The organism is Crossiella sp. S99.2 (assembly GCF_023094165.1).
Classification (GTDB): Bacteria; Actinomycetota; Actinomycetes; order Mycobacteriales; family Pseudonocardiaceae; genus Crossiella.
This window is the reverse complement of the sequence record NZ_JALMDK010000001.1, coordinates 1118999-1138364: the sequence shown is the minus strand read 5'-3', so window position 1 is coordinate 1138364 and position 19366 is coordinate 1118999. Positions and strand designations below refer to the sequence as shown.

Genomic DNA, 19366 nt, shown 5'->3' with positions numbered 1-19366 from the left:
CCCTTTGATTCCTGCTCGTACAAGAGAACTTGGCGGTGTGCACGGTGACAGAAGCGTTGGAGTCCGACGTCCGGACCAATGGCAACGGGAACGGCGCTCAACTGAGCCTGGGCACGGCGGCGGCGCGAAACCTGGCGACCACCACCAAGTCCGTGCCGCAGATGCAGGGCATCAGCCCGCGCTGGCTGCTGAAGGTGCTGCCCTGGGTGGAGGCCAAGGGCGGCGCGTACCGGGTCAACCGGCGGATGACCTACGCGGTCGGCGACGGCAGGCTCAGCTTCAGCAACGTGGGCACCCAGATCCAGGTGGTGCCGCCGGAGCTGGGCGAACTGCCGCTGCTGCGCGGTTTCGAGGACCTGGAGGTGCTCACCGCGCTGGCCGGCCGGTTCGAGCAGCAGGAGTTCGCCGCGGGCGAGGTGCTGGTCACCCAGGGCCAGGCCGCGGACCGGGTGATCCTGGTGGCGCACGGCCGGATCACCAAGCTGGGCACCGGCGAGTTCGGCAACACCACCTCGCTGGGCACCCTGGTCGACGGCGACCACTTCGGCGATGAGGCGCTGCTGGGCGAGGCCACCTGGCAGTTCACCGCCCGCGCGGCCACGCCCGGCACGCTGTTGTCCTTGCCGCGCAGTGTGTTCGAGCAGGTGGTGAGCCAGTCCGAGGCACTGCGGGACCAGGTGACCGCCTACCGGCTCAGCCCGCGCAAGGCGCAGAACGCCAAGGGTGAGGCGGAGATCGACCTGGCCTCCGGGCAGGACGGCGAGTACGACCTGCCGGGCACGTTCGTGGGCTACGAGCTGTCCCCGCGGGAGTACGAACTCGCGGTGGCGCAGACCATCCTGCGCGTGCACACCAGGGTCACCGACCTGTTCAACCAGCCGATGAATCAGCTGGACCAGCAGCTCCGGCTGACCATCGAGGCGCTGCGTGAGCGCCAGGAACACGACATGATCAACAACACCAACTTCGGGTTGCTGCACAACGCGGACCTGAAGCAGCGCATCCCCACCCACAGTGGCCCGCCCACTCCGGACGACCTGGACGACCTGCTGTGCCGCAGGCGCAAGACCAAGTTCATGCTGGCCCACCCCAAGGCGATCGCCGCTTTCGGCCGGGAGTGCAACAAGCGCGGGGTCTACTCCGAGACGGTGGACTTCGGCGGCACCCAGGTGCAGGGCTGGCGCGGAGTGCCGATCCTGCCCAGCAACAAGATCCCGATCAGCGAGACCGGGTCCACCTCGATCATCGCCATGCGCGTGGGCGAGGACGACCAGGGCGTGATCGGCCTGCACCAGACCGGCATCCCGGATGAGTACCAGCCGGGGCTGAACGTGCGGTTCATGGGCGTCAACGACAAGGCGATCAGCTCGTACCTGGTCAGCACCTACTACACGGTGGCGGTCCTGGTCCCGGACGCGCTCGGCGTGCTGGAGAACGTCGAGATCGGGCACTGATATGGCGAGTGTGGAAACAGCCCCGGTACTCGGCGCCGACACCATTGGCGAGGTGCTGGCCTGGAGCCGGGGCATGATCGAGCCGGCGATGCGGGACGCGGTGGAGGGTTTGCCGCAGGCCATGCGCCGCATCGCCGGCTACCACTTCGGCTGGTGGGACGAGCAGGGCAGGCCGAGCGAGGGCAGCAGCGGCAAGGTGATCCGCCCGGCCCTGGTGCTGCTGACCGCGGAGGCGGTGGGCGGCATCCCGGCCGCCTCCGTCCCTGCGGCGGTCGCGGTGGAGCTGGTGCACAACTTCTCCTTACTGCACGACGATGTGATGGACGGGGACACCACCCGGCGGCACCGGGCCACCGCGTGGAGCGTGTTCGGGCTGAACGCGGCGATCCTGGCCGGGGACGCGTTGCTGTCGGTGGCCATGGAAGTGGTGGCCACCAGCAAGCTGCCCGATGCCAAGCACGCCACCAAGCTGCTCAACGCCGCAGTGCTCGACCTGCTCGACGGGCAGTTCGCCGACCTGGCCTTCGAGGACCGCACCGACGTCGACGTGGACGAGTGCGTGGCGATGGCCATCGGCAAGACCGCGGCCCTGCCCAGGGTGGCCTGCGCGCTGGGTGGCATGTACGGCGGCGGCAGCGCGGAGCAGGTGACGCACCTGGCCAAGTTCGGCGAGGACGTCGGGCTGGCCTTCCAGCTGGTGGACGACCTGCTCGGCATCTGGGGCGATCCGGCGGCCACCGGGAAGTCGATCTACTCGGACCTGCAGAACCGCAAGAAGTCGCTGCCGGTGGTCTTCGCGCTGACCTCCGGCACCCCGGCGGCCCGCGAACTGGCCGCGCTGTACCAGCGCACCGATCCGCTGGACACCGCCGAACTGGCCCACGCGGCCGCGCTGGTGGAGGCGGCGGGCGGGCGGGACTGGGCGCAGCAGAAGGCGGACGACCTGCTCGCCCAGGGGCTGGCGCACTTGCAGGCCAGCTCACCGCGGTCCAGGGCGGGCGGTCAGCTCACCATGCTCGCCCGCTTGATCACCCAGCGAGACCGCTGAGGCGATTCCCGCACCTGACAAGGCAAAGGCCGTCCTCGCTCTTTCACCGCGAGGGCGGCCTTTCCGTTTTGTCCCCCGATAGAGTGGATGGATGCTCAACGAGGCCGCGCTGGCGGTGGGCCGGCAGGTGGTCCGGCACGTGCTGCGGACCTGGCTGAGCCAGCGCCGGGCGGAGTCGGACCGGCGCCTCCCGCTGGCCGAGCTGATCACCGTCGCGGTGCCGGACGCCTTCTCCCGGCGCAAGCTGGAACGCCGCCTCGCCGATATCGGCGACCAGGCCGCGCACCGGTTGCAGCCCTGGTACGACGTGGAGTTCCGGCACCTGCCCGAGCACGAGCGGCAGGCCGCGCTGGCCGCGGTGGCCGACGCGCTGGGCGAGGCGGACCTGTCCGACCGGACCCTGTTCGAGGCCGATCTGGACCCGGCCAAACTGGCCAGGCTGGTCCGCGACCGGGTGCCCTCGGCGGTGCTGCGGGCCGGGCTGAGCGATGCCGCGGCCGACCTGTACTCGGCGGTGCTGGACGAGAGCTGCATGGCCCTGGTCAGCGTGGTCCGCCAGCTGCCCGCCTTCGGTGAGCGCGCGGACGCGGAGTTCCTCAGCCGGTTCACCACGGTGGCCGCCCAGATCGAACTGCTGCTGCACCGACTGCCCAGGACCTCCCTGGACGCCCCGCACGGCAGCGGGCAGGACGCCGAGTTCCGCAGGCGGTACCTGGGTTTCCTCAGCGAGACCCTGGACGAGCTGGAGCTGTTCGGGGTGGACACCCGGAGCTACCGGCCGCGCACCTCGGTGTCGGTGGCCTACCTGAGCCTGAGCGTGACCCGGTCGGTGGATGAGGACGACGACTGGTCCGGCCGGGGCTGGGAAAGCGCGGACGGCGGGCTGCGGGTGGAGTCGGCGCTGGCCGACCGGTCCCGGACGTTGCTGCGCGGGGACGCCGGCTCGGGCAAGACCACGCTGATGCAGTGGCTGGCGGTCTCCGCGGCCCGCGGCACCTTCACCGACAAACTGGCGTCCTGGAACAACCTGGTGCCGTTCCTGGTGCGGCTGCGGGCCTACGCCGACGCGGAACTGCCCGAACCGCAGGACCTGGTGGCCGCCAACGCCGCGCCGATCGCCGGGCTGGCGCCGACCGGCTGGGTGCACCGGCTGCTCTCCGACGGCCAGGCGCTGCTGCTGGTGGACGGCGTGGACGAGCTGACCGCGGACCGGCGGCCCCGGGTGCGGCGCTGGCTCAAGGGATTGCTGGTGGCCTACCCGGATCTGCGGGTGGTGGTCACCGCACGGCCGAGTGCGGCGGACCGGGGCTGGCTGGACGGCGAGGGTTTCCGCGCGGTGCGGCTGGAACCGATGACCCCGCTGGACATCGCCGAGTTCACCAACCGCTGGCACGAGGCGATCCGCGGCGCGGCCCTGCCGTGCGAGCCGGAGGAACTCGACGAGTACCGCACGGCGTTGTTGCGGCACCTGGAATCCCGGCCTGCGCTGCGCATGCTGGCCACCAACCCGTTGCTGTGCGCGCTGCTGTGCGCGCTGAACCTGGACCGCCGCAAACAACTGCCGCCGGACCGGATGAAGCTCTACGAGGCGGCACTGGAACTGCTGCTCGACCGTCGCGACGCCGAGCGGGAAGTGCCTGCGGCACAGGAACTTTCCCTTGAAGGCGCGACCAAGCTCGGCGTGTTGCAGTACCTGGCCTGGAGCCTGAGCATGTGCGGGCGGACCCAGCTGGACCTGGACGCCGCGGTGGAACACGTGCAGCGGGCACTGGCCCGGATGCCCTCGGTGCAGCTGCACCCGGCCACCGTGTTGCAGCACCTGCTGGAGCGCAGCGGCGTGCTACGCGAACCGGTGGAGGGCAAGGTGGACTTCATCCACCGGACCTTCCAGGAATACCTGACCGGCAAGGAGATCGCCGACCACCACCTGGTGGGTTTCCTGGTGGGACAGGCACATCTGGACACCTGGCGGGAGACGGTGGTGCTGGCCGCCGGGCACTGCTCGGTGCCGCTGCGCGCGGAACTGCTGGACGGGATCCTGGACCGGGCGGACACGGAACGCCGGCATGCCCGGAAGTTGCGGCTGCTCGCGGTGTCCTGCCTGGAGACCACGCACACCGTGCCGGAGGAGGTCGCGGCCCGGGTGGACGCGGTGCTGGGGCAGCTGGTGCCGCCGCGGGACAGCCGCGAGGTGCGCTCGCTGGTCCTTGCCGGAGAACAGGTACTGCGCAAGCTTCCGTCCACTGTGGACGGTTTGAGTGACGCGGTGGCCACTGCCTGTGTGGAGACGGCGGCGCTGATCAACGGGCCGGGTGGACTGCGGGTGCTGAGCCGGTATGCCTCGGATCCGCGGATCTCGGTGCAGCGGGACCTGGCCTGGGCCTGGCGGCATTTTGATCCGGAGGAGTACGCGATCCAGGTGCTCGGCAAGGCGCCGCTGCTGGGTGGCAGTGCGCTGGTGCACGAGTACAACCAGCTGCCGCACCTGCACCACCTGCGGAATCTGCGCTGGACCCGGATCGACATCAGCAGCCAGGCCAGCGCCGGAGCCGGCGATCTGGACTTCCTGGCCGAGGTGCCGCGATTGCGCTCGCTGAACCACTACAACAATCCCGAGGCCGACCTGCACGAGCTGGCCGAGCATCCGGAGCTGGCCTACCTGCGGCTGTACAACCCCTGCGCCAGCCTGGACTTCCTGACCAGCCTGCCCAGGCTCCGCACGCTGGAGCTGAGATTTCCCGGCGTCACCGACCTGTGGTTCGTCGCCGATCTGCCGGAACTGCGCGAACTGGACCTGACCGGTTGCGCGGAACTGCGGGAGATCTCCGGCGTGGCCACCGCCCGGAACCTGGAAACGCTGCGCCTGCGCGGAGCGGTGGCCCTGACCGACCTCGCGCCGCTGGAGTTGTTGCCCGCGCTCACCGAACTGCACCTGACCATGTCCAGGCTGCCCGGCGGAGTCACCGGGCTGGGTTCGCTGCTGCCGCGACTCACCCGGCTGTCGCTGTACGACACCCAGATCGAGGATCTCGCACCGCTGGCCGGCGGCAAGCTGGCCGAGCTGAACCTGGGCTTCACCGGGGTGCCGGACCTGACCCCGCTCGCCGGGCTGGACACCTTGCGGCGGCTGGACCTGCGGGACAGCCACACACACGACCTGGCGCCGCTGGCCGGGCTGTCCCAGCGGATGACCCTGCTGCTGCAACACGACCAGGAAGTGCGCAACCTGGACAAGCTCGGGCCCAACATCCGGATCGTGCGCCGGTAACACTGTCGGTGCCGTGCGCCACAATGGCCGCGTGGACGAGGAGACCATCGAACGCGTGCGCACCGCCGTGCAGTCGATCCCGCCCGGTCAGGTCGCGACCTACGGGGATGTGGCCGATGTGTCGCGGGCGCCGTCGCCGCGACTGGTGGGACGGGTGCTGTCCGAGGACGGGCACGACCTGCCCTGGCACCGGGTGTTGCGCGCCAACGGCACCTGTGCGCCGCACCTGGCCCGCGAACAGCTGGAGCTGCTGCGGGCCGAGGGCGTGCTGGCCGATGACGGGAAGATCAACCTCCGGCAGTACCGCTGGGAGGCCGTGCCCCCGCCGGAGGAGCCGCCGAGCCTGTTCTAGATCCGCTCGTCCGTCGAACCCAGGTGCGGGACCTGCCGAGGCTGGACCGTGGCGAGCCGACCTGCCTGGTAGTCCTCCACCGCCTGGATGATCTCGGCGCGGGTGTTCATCACGAACGGGCCGTAGCGGGCGACCGGTTCGTTGATCGGCCTGCCGCCGAGCACCAGCACCTCCCAGCCGTTCTTACTCGCCTGCGGCTGGGTGTCCGCTGCCCGCAGCGTGACCGCGGAACCCTGGCCGAGCACCGCGAGCTGGCCCTCCGCCAAGGGTTTGGCCTCCGCGCCGACGGTGCCGCGGCCGGAGAGCACGTAGACCATGGCGGTGAAGTCCTCCGGCCAGGGCAGGTCCAGGCGGGCGCCGGGGCTGACCGTGGCGTGCAGGTAGGTGATCGGGGTCCAGGTGACGCCCGGTCCGGCGTGGCCGTCCAGCTCACCGGCGATCACCCGCACCAGCGCGCCACCGTCCACACTGGACACCAGGCCGACGTCGTTCGCGCCGATGTCCTGGTAGCGCGGCGGGGTCCACTTGTGCGAGCGGGGCAGGTTCACCCACAGCTGCACGCCGTGGAACAGCCCGCCCTTGGCCACCAGTTCCTCGGTCGGCAGCTCCGAGTGCAACACGCCTGCTCCCGCGGTCATCCACTGGGTCTGGCCGTCCGCGATCACGCCGCCGCCACCGGTGGAGTCGGCGTGCTGCCAGGCCCCGTCGATGACGTAGGTGACCGTCTCGAAGCCGCGGTGCGGGTGCCAGGGCGCGCCCTTGGCCTCGCCGGGGGCGTACTCGGTGGCGCCGAGGTGGTCCAGCAGCAGGAACGGGTCCGCCGCCGGCAGGTCAAGGCCCGGGAACGGGCGCCGGACCGCGAAGCCCTCGCCCTCCAGCGAATGGGTCGCGTTCACCGTGCGCCGCACCGGCCGCCAGGCGGTCAGCTCCTGGGGCAGTTCGGGCAGGCGGGGCAGGGTCAGGGTGTCGGCGGTGACGGCTGGCATGGCTGCCTCCTGAGGTCCACCGGCCGCCCTGGGGTGGCGGCCACTGCCCCCGTCAACGAGGTTGACACGTCAACTATTCCCGGGGCAGTGGCCGGTCCCGCCTACCTGATCTCGTAGCTGTCGCCGTAGACCTTCCACTTCAGCGGCGTCTTCAGGTCGAGGTTGCCGTTCCTGAGGAAGACCCGCTGGGCGGTGTCCACCCGGCTGGTGTTGGAGTGCGCGGGCTCCTGCTTCATCGCCCACACCCGCGCGTCCAGGAACGCGTTCAGCCAGGTGGTCTCGTTCCCGCCCTGCGACGGCGGCTTGGCCTGACCGAGCGCACGACTGCGGATATGACTGAAGTCGAGCGCGCCCCAGCCGTCGCCGTGCATGACGATCGCGTCGAAGTAGGCGAACTGACCGAGTGCCCGCACCCCGTCCCGCTTGGCCTGGGACATGGCCGGGTTGAAGTACACCCGGTCCCGCTCGGACTCCTGGGCGTCCCGGAAGACCTTGTCCTTGGCCGCGCTCTCCCAGTCCCCGGTGTAGGTCGGGTCCAGGCCGGCGTGCGAGGGCGTGCCGTTGACCTTGCGCAGGGCGGGCAGGTACTTCTCCAGGATGTTGCCCGGCTTGCGCTTCTGGTACAGCTCGACCAGCTTGAGCATGTCCCCGGTGCCGGAACAGAAACCGATGATGCCCGCGGTGTAACCGCGTTTGTCCTTGATGTCCTCGATGTAGCCGAACCTGCCCCGCCAGTTCAGCGTGGAGTTCTCCGCGCTGGCCACGATTTGCATGGCGATGTCCTTCATCCGCGGGTCATTCAGGTCCGGCGCCGCCGGCGCGGCCTGAGCCGAACCGGTGACCAATGCGAAACAGGCGAGCAGGGCGGCCGTGATTCGACCAGGAATCCTCACGTGGCTTCCTCCGAGTCTGCAAGGGACCCGGCGGCGGTGCGGTCACGGTAAACGGCCCGCACCGCCCACCACAAGAGCTTTGATAGGAAAACTTACAAACCTATTCCGCCGGGAGCTGGGTGAGCCGCCAGTGGTTGCCGAAGGGGTCGCGCAGGCCAACGTCGATGCCGTAGTCGTGCTGCTCGGGCTCGCCGATGAACTCCACGCCCTTGGCCTTGAGGTCCCGGTAGGTGGCCCAGACGTCCTTGGTGGCGAACCCGCCTGGACACATGTGCCCGGCCGCGACCAGCCCGCGCACGGTGGCCACGGTCTCCTCGTCCATCAGCGGCGGCAGCGGCAGGTTGAGCGCGATCGGCAGGTCCGGCTGGCCGGGGGCGGTCACCGAAAGCCAGCGCATGTGCTCGAACTGCACGTCGCCGTGCGGGCTGAAACCCAGTGTGTTGACGTAGAAGTCGTACGCCTCGTCCTGGTCCAGAACCCAGACGTGCACCATGCCGACACCCGTGATCATGTGAAACCTTCCGCTAGCCGCTTGCTGTCCACTCACCGTAGGCAGGCAGCCCGCCGACTGGCTTCTCCAAAACTGCTCACTCCCGCGGCCGGGTCATCATCCGGACAAAACACCCGGGCACCGGGAGAAATGCCGGATGTGCCCGTTCCCGGTAGGAACTGGGACTTTCCCCGACAAATCGGCGGAATTGCGTGCTGAAGGAGCCGAGGCTGGTGAATCCGACCGCGAGGCAGACCTGCGTGACGGTGAGTTTCCGGTTGCGCAGCAACGCCTGGGCGCGTTCCAGCCTGCGGGTGAGCAGGTAACGGTGCGGGGTCTCACCGAAGGCGCGCTTGAAGCAGCGGCTGAAGTGGGACTGGGAGACCCGGGCCGCACGGGCCAGCGCGGGGATGTCCAGTGGTTCGGCGTAGCTGCTGTCGATCAGGTCCCGCGCCCGCAACAGGTGTCGTGCCAGCGGCACATCCCGGCCCATGCGGTCATTGTCGCCGCCGGGTCAGACAATCGCGTCCCGGTAGCGCCGGACGATCAGGTCCACCACCCGGTGGTGCGGACCGAGGGGTTCGGCGACCACCGCGTGCCCGGCCACCCGCAGTGCCTGGTGGAACAGGCCGGGCGCGAGCAGCCAGGAGGCCACCGACACCCGGCGGCCGGTGCGGCGGGCGGTCTCCAGGGCGGTGCCCAGGCCGGGTGCGGCGGTGGTGACGTAGCCGATGGCCACCTCGTCGCCGAGGCGGTCGGCGAGCAGGGCGGCGGCGGTGCGCACCTCGGCGAGGGCGCCTTCGTCGGAGGAGCCCGCCGCGCCCAGGACCACCGCGTCACCGGAACGCCAGCCCGCTTCGACCAGGCGTAACGCGGCCACGGCGACGAGTTCGGGGGCCGCGCCGAGGGCCGGGGTGAGGGTGATGTGCCGGCGGCCGCTGCGGGTGATCTCGGCCGGGACGTCGACCCGGACGTGGTAGCCGCTGGCCAGGAAGGCGGGCACCACGACGGCGTGGTCCATCAGCACCTGGGACAGCCGGGGCTCGCGGACGTCGGCGTAGGCGACGGTGACCGGGAGATCGAGTTCGTGGCTGACCGCGGTGGCCAGGGCTTCGGTGGTGAGCGCGCCCGCCGGGTCCTTGGTGCCGTGCGCGACCAGCACCAGGGGCCTCATCGCACGGCTCCGGCTGGGGTGTCCAGGGCGACCCGGTAGCCGCGTTTGACCACGGTCTGGATCAGCCGGGGTTCGCCGAGGGCGGTACGCAGCCGGCCAACCGCGGTCTCCACCGCGTGTTCCTCGCCGCCGGTGGGCAGCGCGTCCAGGAGTTCGGCCCTGGTGGCGACCCGGCCGCAGCGGCTGACCAGGGCGCGCAGCACGGCCATCGGCGCGGGGGCGACCGGGCGGTATTCGCCGTCGACGACGACGGCCTGGCCGCGGAGTTCGAGGGCTTTGCCAGCCACTCGCAGGCGGGGCGCGCGGGCGGCGAGTTCGGCGCCGAGGTGGCGGGCCAGCGCGCCGATCCGGCCGCGGTCGGGGGCGATCACCGGCACGCCCAGGGCGACCAGCGGGGCGGCGGTGATGGAGCCGACGCAGGCGACCAGCAGGTCGGTGCGCAGGGCAGCGAGCAGGTCTTCCCGGCGGTTGCGGGTTTCCGCGTGGGACAACAGGTTCGCCGCGGCGGGGGCGCTGGTGAAGGCCAGCGCGTCGACCTGGCCGAGGCTGATCGCGTCGAGCAGGCGGTCCAGCGGGGCCACGTCGGCGGGGCGGGACCAGCGGTACACCGGGACCGGGACGACCTCGGCGCCGGCCGCGCGGAGTGGGTCGACGAACTCCGGCACCGGCGCGCCGTGTTCCTGGACCACGATGCGGCGACCGGCCACCCCGACGGACAGCAGGTGCTGCAACAGATCCGCGTTGGATTCCGAGGCCGGGGAGAAGGATTCGACCAGTCCGGCGGCCCGGATCGCGCCGCGGGCCTTGGGGCCGCGGGCGAGCACGGTGGCCCCGCCGAGCTGGTGCCGCAGCGCCGGGGCCAGGCCCCAGCCCTCGGCCGCCTCCAGCCAGCCGCGGAAGCCGATCGCGGTGGTGGCCACCACCACGTCCACCGGCGCGGCCAGCACATCCCTGGTGGCCGCGAGCAGGTCGGCGTCGTCGGCCAGCGGGGTGATCCGGATCGCCGGGGCGTGCAGCACGGTGGCGCCCCGGCGTTCCAGCAGTGCGGCCAGCTCCTCTGCGCGGCGGGCGGCGGTCAGGCCGACCGTGAACCCGGCGAGGGCGGGCAGCGCACCGTCCATTTCGGACGGTGCGCTGTTCACGGCAGCTCCACGTAAACGGTCCCGGCATGCACCCGGACCGCGTAGCGGGGCAACGAGACCGCGGGACTGTCCAGGCATTCGCCGGTGCGCAGCGCGAACGGTTGCTTGTGCATGGGCGAGGTCACCACCGGCTCGCCACCCCGGTCGCCGACGATGCCGCGGGAGATCACCGCCGCCTGGCTGAACGGGTCGATGTTGCCCAGCGCGTGCACCTGGCCGTCGTGGGTGCGGAACAGGGCCACCTGCACACCGCCCGGCAGCAGGGCGGCGGCCCCGCGTTCGGGCAGCAGGGCGGTGTAGCGGCACACCGGAACCCAGGCGTCGACTGCGGTCATGTGGCGGTCACCTCCGGTATACCCAGCTGCACGGGCACTGGTTGCCCACGCTCGCTGCGGAACGAGATGCTCGGATCGGGGGTGCCGGGCGCGTTGACGAAGGAGGCGAAGCGGCTCAGCTTCTCCTCGTCCTCCAGCACCCCGCGCCACTCGTCGGCATAGCCCTCGACGTGCTGTGCCATCGCGGTTTCCAGCTCGGCGCCGATGCCGAGGCTGTCCTGCACCACGACCGCGCGCAGGTGGTCCAGGCCGCCGTCCATGGCCTCGATCCAGCCCGCGGTGCGCTGCAACCGGTCCGCGGTGCGCACGTAGAACATCAGGAACCGGTCGATCAGCCGGATCAGCGTCTCTCTGTCCACATCGGACACCAGCAGGTCGGCGTGCCGCGGGGTGAAGCCGCCGTTGCCGCCGACGTAGAGGTTCCAGCCCTCCTCGGTGGCGATCACACCGAAGTCCTTGCTCCTGGCCTCCGCGCATTCCCTGGCACAGCCGGACACGCCGGCCTTGATCTTGTGCGGGGAGCGCAGGCCGCGGTAGCGCAGTTCCAGTTCCACCGCCAGGCCGACCGAGTCCTGCACGCCGTAGCGGCACCAGGTCTGGCCGACGCAGGACTTCACCGTGCGCAACGCCTTGCCGTAGGCGTGCCCGGACTCGAAGCCCGCGTCCACCAGCCGCCGCCAGATCAGCGGCAACTGGTCCACGGTGGCGCCGAACAGGTCGATCCGCTGACCGCCGGTGATCTTGGTGTACAGGTCGAAGTCCCTGGCCACCTCGGCGATGACGAGCAGTTTGGCCGGGGTGATCTCGCCGCCGGGGATGCGCGGCACCACCGAGTAGGTGCCGTTGCGCTGGATGTTGGCCAGGAAGTGGTCGTTGGTGTCCTGCAGGGTGGCCTGTTCGCCGTCGAGCACGTGCCGGGAGCCGAGTGAGGCCAGGATCGAGGCCACCACCGGCTTGCAGATGTCGCAGCCACGACCGGTGCCGTGCTTGGCCACGAGTTCGCTGAAGGTGCGCACGCCGGTGGCGCGCACGATCTCGAACAGTTCGGCCCTGGAGTGGCTGAAGTGCTCGCACAGCGCGGTGGACTGCGCCACGCCACAGGCGGTGAGCAGTTGTTTGAGCATGGGCACGCAGGAGCCGCAGCCGGTGCCCGCCTTGGTGCAGGACTTCAGCGCGGGCACGTCCGCGCAGCCGTTTTCGGTGATGGCACACCGGATCTGGGCCTTGGTGACGGCGTGACAGGAACAGACCTGGGCGTCCTCGGGCATCGCGCTGATGCCCACACCCGTTCCCGCGCCGGGTCCGGCGAGCAGGGCGCCGGGTTCGCCGGGCAGTGGGCGGCCGACCAGCGGGCGCAGCAGCGCGTAGGCCGAGGCGTCGCCCACCAGGACCCCACCGAGCAGGGTGGACGCGTCGTCGGAGACCACGAGTTTCTGGTAGCGGCCGGACACCGGATCGCTGTGCACGACCTCCAGGGCGTTGGGCGCGGTGGCGTGCGCGTCGCCGAAGCTGGCCACGTCCACGCCGAGCAGTTTGAGCTTGGTGGCGGTGTCCGCCCCGGTGAACTCGGCCGCGCCGCCCAGCAACCGGTCCGCGACCACCTCGGCCATCGCGTACCCGGGCCCGACCAGGCCGTAGACCTGGCCGCCCGCGAGTGCGCACTCGCCGATCGCGTACACGTCCGAAGCCGTTGTGCGGCAGGCGGAATCGACCACGATGCCACCGCGCTGGCCAACCCCGAGCCCGGCCGCGCGGGCCAGCTGGTCCCGCGGCCGGATCCCGGCGGAGAACACCAGCAGCCCGGTCTCCAGCGCGCCGCCGTCGGAGAGGGCCAGCCGCAGGCCGGGTTCGACGGACTGGACCGATACTCCACAGTGGACAGTGATGCCCAGGCGCTCGATTTGCCTGCGCAGCAACGCGCCGCCGCCCTCGTCCACCTGCACCGGCATCAGCCGCGGGGCGAGTTCGACCACCGAGGTGGTCAATCCCAGGCCGCGCAACACGTTCGCCGCCTCCAGGCCGAGCAGTCCGCCGCCCACCACCACGCCGGAGCCGACGTCCTTGGCCGCGGCCCGGATCTCGTCCAGGTCGGCGATGGTGCGGTAGACGAAGCAGCCGGGCAGGTCGTGGCCGGGCACCGGCGGCACGAACGGGGCCGAGCCGGTGGCCAGCACCAGCGCGTCGTAGCCGATGACGCGCCCGGCGGTGGTGATCACCGTGCGGTCCGCGGTGTGCACCGCCGCGACAGGCTCACCGAGACACAGTTCGACCAGGTCGTCGCCGTCGAACTCGGCGCCGGGCAACCGCAGCGCCAGCTCATCCCAACTGTCCACATAGGACGAGAGCGCGACCCGGTCGTAGGCAGGACGCGGTTCCTCGGCCAGCACCACGATCCGCCAGGCCCCGGTGAGATCACGTTCCCGGACCGCCTGCACCAGGCGGTGGCCGACCATGCCGTTGCCGACGACGACGAGCGTGCGAGACATGCACTTCCTCCTCATCCGCCGGTGCCGGGTCCTGCCGCCATCGTCACGAGCGGCCGTGTCGGGCCCGGGTCACCGGTGTTGCACCCGCGTTACGAAAAACTCCCGCTCCTGGTCAGGGCGGTGTGCGTCACACGCCCGCGTGCGCGAGGCTGGGCACCCGCAGCGCGAACACCCGTCGCCGCAGGTAGCACCACCAGGTCACGGCCAGGCAGAGCCCGTAGAAGGCGAGGAAGGTGTAGAGCGCCGGGGCCAGCGAACCGCTGCTGGTCAACGACATCGCGAACGCCCTGGTGATCAGGAAGCCGCCAAGCGCGCCGACCGCGCCCGCGATGCCGATCACGGCCGCGGCCTGGCGTTTGGCCTGCGCGGGATCGGCGACCCTGGCGGCGAAGATGGCCGGGATCATCCGGTAGGTCGAGCCGTTGCCCACGCCGGCGGTGATGAACAGCCACAGGAACGCGCCGAGGAAGAGCGGGAAGCTGTGCTGGGCCAGTCCGGCCAGCACTCCGGCCACGCCGAAGCCCATGGTGACGAAGGTCCACAGCGTCACCCGCCCGCCGCCCCAGCGGTCGGCGAGCCAGCCGCCGATCGGCCGGGACAGCGAGCCGACCAGCGCGCCAAGGAAGGCGAAGTACCCGGCCTTGGACTCGGGGAAGGTCCGGTTGATCAGCAGCGGCAGCGCGGCGGAGTAGCCGATGAAGGAGCCGAAGGTGCCGATGTAGAGGAAGGACATCACCCAGGTGTGCGGCTGCCAGATCGCCGCGGCGTAGGAGCGGAAGTCGGAGCGGGCCACCGTCAGCGAGTCCATGAACAGCCAGGAGCAGGCCACCGCGATGATGATCACCGGCAGCCACATCAGCCCGGCCCAGACCAGGTTGATCCCGGTCGCGGTGGAGATCACCAGCGGCACCGCCAGCTGCACCACGGCCACCCCGAGGTTGCCGCCGGCGGCGTTGAGCCCGAGCGCGAAGCCCTTGCGGGATTCGGGGTAGAAGAAGGAGATGTTGGCCATCGAGGAGGCGAAGTTGCCGCCGCCCAGGCCCGCCGTGCCCGCCGCGAGCAGGAACATCCAGTACGGCGTCGTGGGGTCCGACACGCACCAGGCGAGCAGGCCGGTGGGGATGAGCAGCAGGGTGGCGCTGACCGCGGTCCAGGCCCGGCCGCCGAAGCGCGGCACCGCGAAGGTGTAGGGCAGCCGCAGCAGCGAACCGAGCAGCGTCGGCAACGCGACCAGCCAGAACAGCTGGTCCACGGAGAAGGCGAAGCCCGCCGCGGGCAGGCTGACCGTGACCACGCTCCAGAGCAGCCAGATGGAGAAGCCCAGGTGCTCGGCCAGGATGGAGAACACCAGGTTCCGGTTCGCCACCCGGCGCCCGGTACGCGCCCAGAAGCCGGGGTCCTCGGGTTCCCAGTGGTCGATCCAGCCTCGGCGCGGGGTGCGAACGGTGGTGGTCACGGCGGCCTCCAGTTCTCGGGGACGCGCCGAAGTTAGGCAGCCGGGATTACCCGGGATGTTCCCGCGTGTGACACAGCCGCGAACTCCTCCGCACGGCGCCACCCACCCCCCTGTGAGGCCCCCGCCCGCCGAGTTGGCCCAAGTCGTACGCCAAGTTGGCCCAAGTGGGCGTACGAGTTGGCCCAAGTCGGCCGGTGGGCTAGTTCTCCTTGGCCGGGGACTGCTCCTCGATGACGTCTTCGATCGGGCCTGGCAGGCGTTGCCACTTGAGTTTGACCTCGAAGTGGCCCTGCATGCCGGTGCGCGCGATCACCGCGCCGGCCTGGGCGTCCAGCTTCACGCCGAACTTCAGCTCGACCTCGTCCGGGGCCAGGGTCTGGAACTGGCGCAGCGCGGCCATCGCGGCCACCTGGACCTCACCCAGCGCGGCCTCGAAGCTGGAGCGGGCCTTCTGCAGCACCTGGCCGGGGCGGGCGGCGCGCACCACACCGGGTTGCTCCTCCACCTCCACGGTGACCTCGCCGCCCTCGGCCAGCTCGAATCGCACCAGTTCGCTCACAGCTCTCCCCTCGACTCACCGTCCACAAGAGACGGTCACCCAGTCATAACGCCGGTCCTGGTCGTCCTGCAGGGTCCGCCGCACCTGTTCCAGCCGGTTGAGCAGTTCGGCCAGCTTGTCCCGGTCCGCAACGTACTCCAGCACCGCGCGGTAGAACATCGTGCGCAGTTCCACCGGCATCAGGTCGGAACCGTCGAAGCACAGCGTGTCCTGGCCCAGCAGCCGTTCGCGCAGCCGGTTGTCCAGCTCGGGCGGACCCGGCTGCAGGGCCTGGCGGCCGGCCAGGAACCGGATCAGTCGTTCGGCGGCCGGGTTGGCGGTGAACCGGGCGGCCAGGTCGGCCGCGACCGGGCTGGCCGGTTGCGCGCCGGAGAAGGCGGGGAAGGGCTGGTAGTCGAAATCGGCGCGGTAGGCCGGGGTCCGGCCGTCCGGGCGTTTGGTCTGGTAGCCGGCGGCGATGAAGGAGGCTTGGTGTTCGCGGCGGCAGCCGGGCTCGGCGTCGAACATGCCGCGGCCGGCGTCGGCGAAGTCGGTGAGCAGGGCGGCGGACCCGCGCGGTCCGGCGATCCGGCCGAAATCAACCCAGGCCTGACGCACCTGCGGGCTGGTCCAGGGCAGGTCACCGGCCACCCAGCGCTGGTACACCGCGGGCCCGGCGCGTTGCAGCAGCAGGTTCTCCACCCAGTCGGTGCCCGGCCAGCCGGAGGTGGTCGGCGAGCCCAGGCCCAGGCACCAGTCCCCGGCGGCCAGCAGGCCCTCGGCGGTGGGCGCCGGCTCGCCTGGCGGCCGTGGCCTGGACCAGACCAGGCCCTTGAGGTCCTTCTTCACCGGCACCGCGTACAGGTGCGGCAGCCCACCGCGACTGAGCCGGTCCCACTGCGGGCCGTCCCGTTCGGCCAGTTCCGGCACTGTCTGCAACGGGCTGACCAGCTTGTCCCGGATGTAGGGCAGCAGATCGCCGAACCCGGGCAGCACCGCGACGTCCGGCGGCCGCCCACCGGCCACCTCGGCCTTGAGCACCTGGCCGAGCGCGCGGGTGCCCCGGTAGTCCACCTTGATCCCGGTCTCCCGCTCGAACACGTCCAGGCCGGCCAGGAAGGCCCGCTCCTCCTCCCCGGTCCAGGTGGCCAGCACGCTCACCTGGCCCGCGGCCGGCGGTGCGGTGCAGCCACCGGCCAGCAGCAGGGCGGTGGCCAGCACCGCGGTCAGCCGTCTCATCGGCGCACCCGCGACCGGTACTCGGCCAGCCGGGCCTGGAAACCGCGCAGCACCAGTGCCAGCACCAGCGCGGCCAGCACCGGGATCCCCGGCCACCAGGAGCCGCGGCCGCCGACCTCGCGCACCTGACCGGCCAGCCGCCCGGCCTCCTCGGTGAGTCCCGGTTCGGCCGGACCGTCCGGGATCGGGTGCAGCCCGGCCAGGAACGCGCCCACGCTGGGCCCGCAGTCCCGGATCTCCGGGCACTGCTGCCGCATCAGCTCGCCCAGCCAGCGCTGGCCTTCGGCGTCGATCTCCGCGTCGAGCCGGAGCCGTTGCGCCACATTGTGTTCCAGGCCGCCCCTGGCGCTGTCCAGTTCCCGCTGCGAGTCGAACACCGTGGTGGTCAGCACCAGCAGTCCGGCCACCGCGCCGGTCGCGGCCAGCAGCCACGGGTTGAACCGGCGACGGAACCGCCGCCAGAACAGCCATTGCACGCCGAGCAGTCCGAGCAGCAGCACGCCGCCCGGCAGCAGCCAGAACGCCACGCTGACCGTGGTCGGCTGGGCCTGGGTGAGCGCGCCGCGGAAGGCGTCCCGTTGCAGCAGCGCCACCTGGTCGAGCTGGCGCAGCACGCCGTCCGCGCTGTGCAGCAGCCGGGATGCCTGCCACAGGTCGGCCGCGCCGAGCACGGGTCCGCCGCCGGGCAGCCGGTGCTGGGTGGCGGCCTGTTCCACCGAGGCGGAGTAGGTCGCCAGCAGGCTGTCCACCAGCTGCAACTGCCTGCCGCCCGCATCGCCCGCCAGGTTCGCCTCGGCCACCCTGGTCAGGCTCTGCGCAGCGATGGCCAGCTGGTCCCGGTAGCCGTCCCCGGCGCCGATCAGCGCGGCCGCGCCGGTGCGGAAGCTGCGCAGCACCTCCCAGTCCGCGCGGACCAGCGCGGTGCGCGCGGTGCTGACCTCGCGCAGCACCGGCACCGAGCGGCTGCCCGCGGTCTCGGCCGCGTTGTGCACCCGGAGGTAGCCGATGGTCGCGCCGGTGAGCATGATCGCGGTGAGCCCGAGCAGGGTCGCGCGCAGCAGGTGCAGCAGCCGCCGGGTGTCCAGGCTCATCCGGTCAGCTCCTGCCCGGTGATCTCGCAGAAGTTGGCGCTGCCCGGCCAGAGCAGGTCACAGCAGGCGCAGCGCCGGTCCGGCCGGACCGGTTCGGGTTCAGGTTCGGGTTCCGGCGCACTGGCCGGGGCGATCACCGAGAGCACCGAGCCCGCCTCGGCCGCCAGCAGGTCCACCGGCTCGACCCGGTCCCGGATCCGGACCTGACCGGTGGCCGCGTCCAGGATCTCGACCAGGCGGCCGATCCGGGTGAGTTGTTCGGTGTTGCCGGAGGAACTGGCCAGCTGGACCGCCTCGCCGAGCAGGTTCGCCGCCCGGTTCCGGTCGCCCTGGTCGAGGGCCTCGCAGCCCGCCAGCACCAGCTGCCGCAGCCTGGCCTGGCCGAGGTAGTGCTCCACCGCCGGATCCTCCTGGCGGGCAACGGGTTCGGCCGCACTCCAGTGCACCAGCAGCGGTTGCGCCGCGCCGAGGGGTTCGGCCCTGGTCCGGCCGGGCCGGGCCGCGGCCAGTCGCACCGAGCCGACCTGGACGTCGGTGTGCCGCGGCGCGCCATCCGGGTGCACGGCCAGGCCCAGGTGGAAGTGCCGGAGGTCCGCGCTCCACGAGCCGGTGGCGAACTCAGCGGTGTGCTCGTCCAGCGCCACCGCCTCTGCGGTCAGCTCGATCTCAGTCGGGAACACCTGTTTGACGAACCGGATCCGGGTGCCCGGCCGGGTTTCCACCCTGATCCGCACATCCGGCAGCACCTTGCGCATGGCCTCGGTGATCATGCCGGCGAAGTCGCCGACCAGATCGGCCTCGGCGCGCACCGCGTCCGCCCGGCCGCGCAGCGCGGTGGTGATCCGGTGCAGTTCGCCGGGGTCCCAGTCCGCGCCGATCCCCCTGGCATCGCAGCTGAACTCGCCCGCGCACTCGCGCAGTGCCGCGGCCAGTTGTTCCGGCGTCTCACCCACGTTCTGCCCGTCGGTCAGCAGGATCGCGTGCCGGATGGCGCCGGGGTGCGCGGCGAGCAGGTCGCGGGCCAGCAGCAGCCAGCTGCCCATCGCGGTGCCGCCGCTGGCGATCATGTCGGCCGCGGCCCGGCGCGCCTCGGCCCTGGATGCCGCGTTCGCGGTGGCCATCTGAGCTGCTCGCGGGTAGAGCAGCCGGGCCGTGTCGGTGCCCTGCACCAGGGCGAAGCGCACGCCGTCACGCAGCGCGTCCACCGCGGCCGCGGTGGCCCGGCGGGCGGCGGCGATCTTGGTGGGGGGCAGGGACATCGAGCCGGAGCAGTCCACCACGATCACCTCGGCGGCCGCGGGCGGCACGTCCCCGCCGATCAGCCCGGTGGCGTCCACTTCCAGCACCACGGAAAGTTGTCGCTCCGATGTGGACAGCCAGCGGTGTGAGTTGACCCTGGTGCGGAATTCCATTG

17 protein-coding genes are annotated in these 19366 nt (G+C 71.4%); 4 read left to right on the top strand and 13 right to left on the bottom strand.

The window, feature by feature from the left end; all coding sequences use genetic code 11:
- Positions 1 to 44 precede the first annotated feature (44 nt).
- The 4 genes from MZC64_RS05540 to MZC64_RS05525 all read left to right on the top strand — a co-directional run bounded on the left by MZC64_RS05540 (position 45) and on the right by MZC64_RS05525 (position 6122).
- On the top strand, positions 45 to 1454 hold the full coding sequence (locus tag MZC64_RS05540) for a family 2B encapsulin nanocompartment shell protein (RefSeq protein ID WP_308300963.1): 1410 nt from the start codon (positions 45 to 47) through the stop codon (positions 1452 to 1454).
- A gap of 1 nt (position 1455) precedes the next feature.
- Positions 1456 to 2502, top strand: coding sequence for a family 2 encapsulin nanocompartment cargo protein polyprenyl transferase (locus MZC64_RS05535; RefSeq protein ID WP_247755942.1), 1047 nt, complete (start codon positions 1456 to 1458; stop codon positions 2500 to 2502).
- Positions 2503 to 2593: 91 nt separating this feature from the next.
- Positions 2594 to 5770, top strand: a complete 3177-nt coding sequence (locus MZC64_RS05530; RefSeq protein ID WP_247755940.1) for an NACHT domain-containing NTPase — start codon at positions 2594 to 2596, stop codon at positions 5768 to 5770.
- Positions 5771 to 5801: 31 nt separating this feature from the next.
- Positions 5802 to 6122, top strand: a complete 321-nt coding sequence (locus MZC64_RS05525) for an MGMT family protein (RefSeq protein WP_247755938.1) — start codon at positions 5802 to 5804, stop codon at positions 6120 to 6122.
- Here the strand turns inward: MZC64_RS05525 and MZC64_RS05520 are convergent.
- The 13 genes from MZC64_RS05520 to MZC64_RS05460 all read right to left on the bottom strand — a co-directional run bounded on the left by MZC64_RS05520 (position 6119) and on the right by MZC64_RS05460 (position 19364).
- On the bottom strand, positions 6119 to 7108 hold the full coding sequence (locus MZC64_RS05520) for a pirin family protein (protein ID WP_247755937.1): 990 nt from the start codon (positions 7106 to 7108) through the stop codon (positions 6119 to 6121). The genes MZC64_RS05525 and MZC64_RS05520 overlap by 4 nt on opposite strands.
- A gap of 101 nt (positions 7109 to 7209) precedes the next feature.
- Entirely contained in the window at positions 7210 to 8001 is a 792-nt protein-coding gene (locus tag MZC64_RS05515; protein WP_247755936.1) for a chitosanase, read from the bottom strand.
- Positions 8002 to 8101: 100 nt separating this feature from the next.
- On the bottom strand, positions 8102 to 8512 hold the full coding sequence (locus MZC64_RS05510) for a VOC family protein (protein WP_247755935.1): 411 nt from the start codon (positions 8510 to 8512) through the stop codon (positions 8102 to 8104).
- A gap of 76 nt (positions 8513 to 8588) precedes the next feature.
- The gene (locus MZC64_RS05505) at positions 8589 to 8984 is read right to left on the bottom strand and encodes a helix-turn-helix domain-containing protein (RefSeq protein WP_184999974.1); all 396 of its coding nucleotides are present in this window, start codon (positions 8982 to 8984) and stop codon (positions 8589 to 8591) included.
- Between the two features lie 21 nt (positions 8985 to 9005).
- Positions 9006 to 9665 carry a sirohydrochlorin chelatase gene (locus tag MZC64_RS05500; protein WP_247755934.1) on the bottom strand — a complete coding sequence of 220 codons (660 nt, stop codon included), beginning with the start codon at positions 9663 to 9665 and terminating at the stop codon, positions 9006 to 9008.
- On the bottom strand, positions 9662 to 10786 hold the full coding sequence (locus MZC64_RS05495; RefSeq protein ID WP_247756281.1) for a uroporphyrinogen-III synthase: 1125 nt from the start codon (positions 10784 to 10786) through the stop codon (positions 9662 to 9664). The genes MZC64_RS05500 and MZC64_RS05495 overlap by 4 nt, the downstream gene beginning before the upstream one ends.
- A gap of 17 nt (positions 10787 to 10803) precedes the next feature.
- Complete coding sequence (nirD, locus tag MZC64_RS05490; protein ID WP_247755933.1) at positions 10804 to 11142, bottom strand: nitrite reductase small subunit NirD; 339 nt, start codon at positions 11140 to 11142, stop codon at positions 10804 to 10806.
- Positions 11139 to 13628 (bottom strand): nitrite reductase large subunit NirB, encoded by a 2490-nt coding sequence (nirB, locus tag MZC64_RS05485; RefSeq protein ID WP_247755932.1) that lies wholly within the window; start codon positions 13626 to 13628, stop codon positions 11139 to 11141. The genes nirD and nirB overlap by 4 nt, the downstream gene beginning before the upstream one ends.
- A gap of 127 nt (positions 13629 to 13755) precedes the next feature.
- On the bottom strand, positions 13756 to 15084 hold the full coding sequence (locus tag MZC64_RS05480; RefSeq protein ID WP_247755931.1) for a nitrate/nitrite transporter: 1329 nt from the start codon (positions 15082 to 15084) through the stop codon (positions 13756 to 13758).
- Positions 15085 to 15283: 199 nt separating this feature from the next.
- Complete coding sequence (locus MZC64_RS05475) at positions 15284 to 15643, bottom strand: CU044_2847 family protein (RefSeq protein ID WP_247755930.1); 360 nt, start codon at positions 15641 to 15643, stop codon at positions 15284 to 15286.
- 15 nt (positions 15644 to 15658) lie between these two features.
- Positions 15659 to 16861 carry an extracellular solute-binding protein gene (locus tag MZC64_RS05470; protein ID WP_247755929.1) on the bottom strand — a complete coding sequence of 401 codons (1203 nt, stop codon included), beginning with the start codon at positions 16859 to 16861 and terminating at the stop codon, positions 15659 to 15661.
- Positions 16858 to 17952 (bottom strand): hypothetical protein, encoded by a 1095-nt coding sequence (locus MZC64_RS05465; protein ID WP_247755928.1) that lies wholly within the window; start codon positions 17950 to 17952, stop codon positions 16858 to 16860. Before MZC64_RS05465 ends, MZC64_RS05470 begins: the two co-directional genes overlap by 4 nt.
- A complete protein-coding gene (locus MZC64_RS05460) occupies positions 17949 to 19364 on the bottom strand; it encodes a VWA domain-containing protein (RefSeq protein WP_247755927.1) in 1416 nt (471 codons plus the stop codon). Before MZC64_RS05460 ends, MZC64_RS05465 begins: the two co-directional genes overlap by 4 nt.
- Between the last annotated feature and the right edge of the window lie 2 nt (positions 19365 to 19366).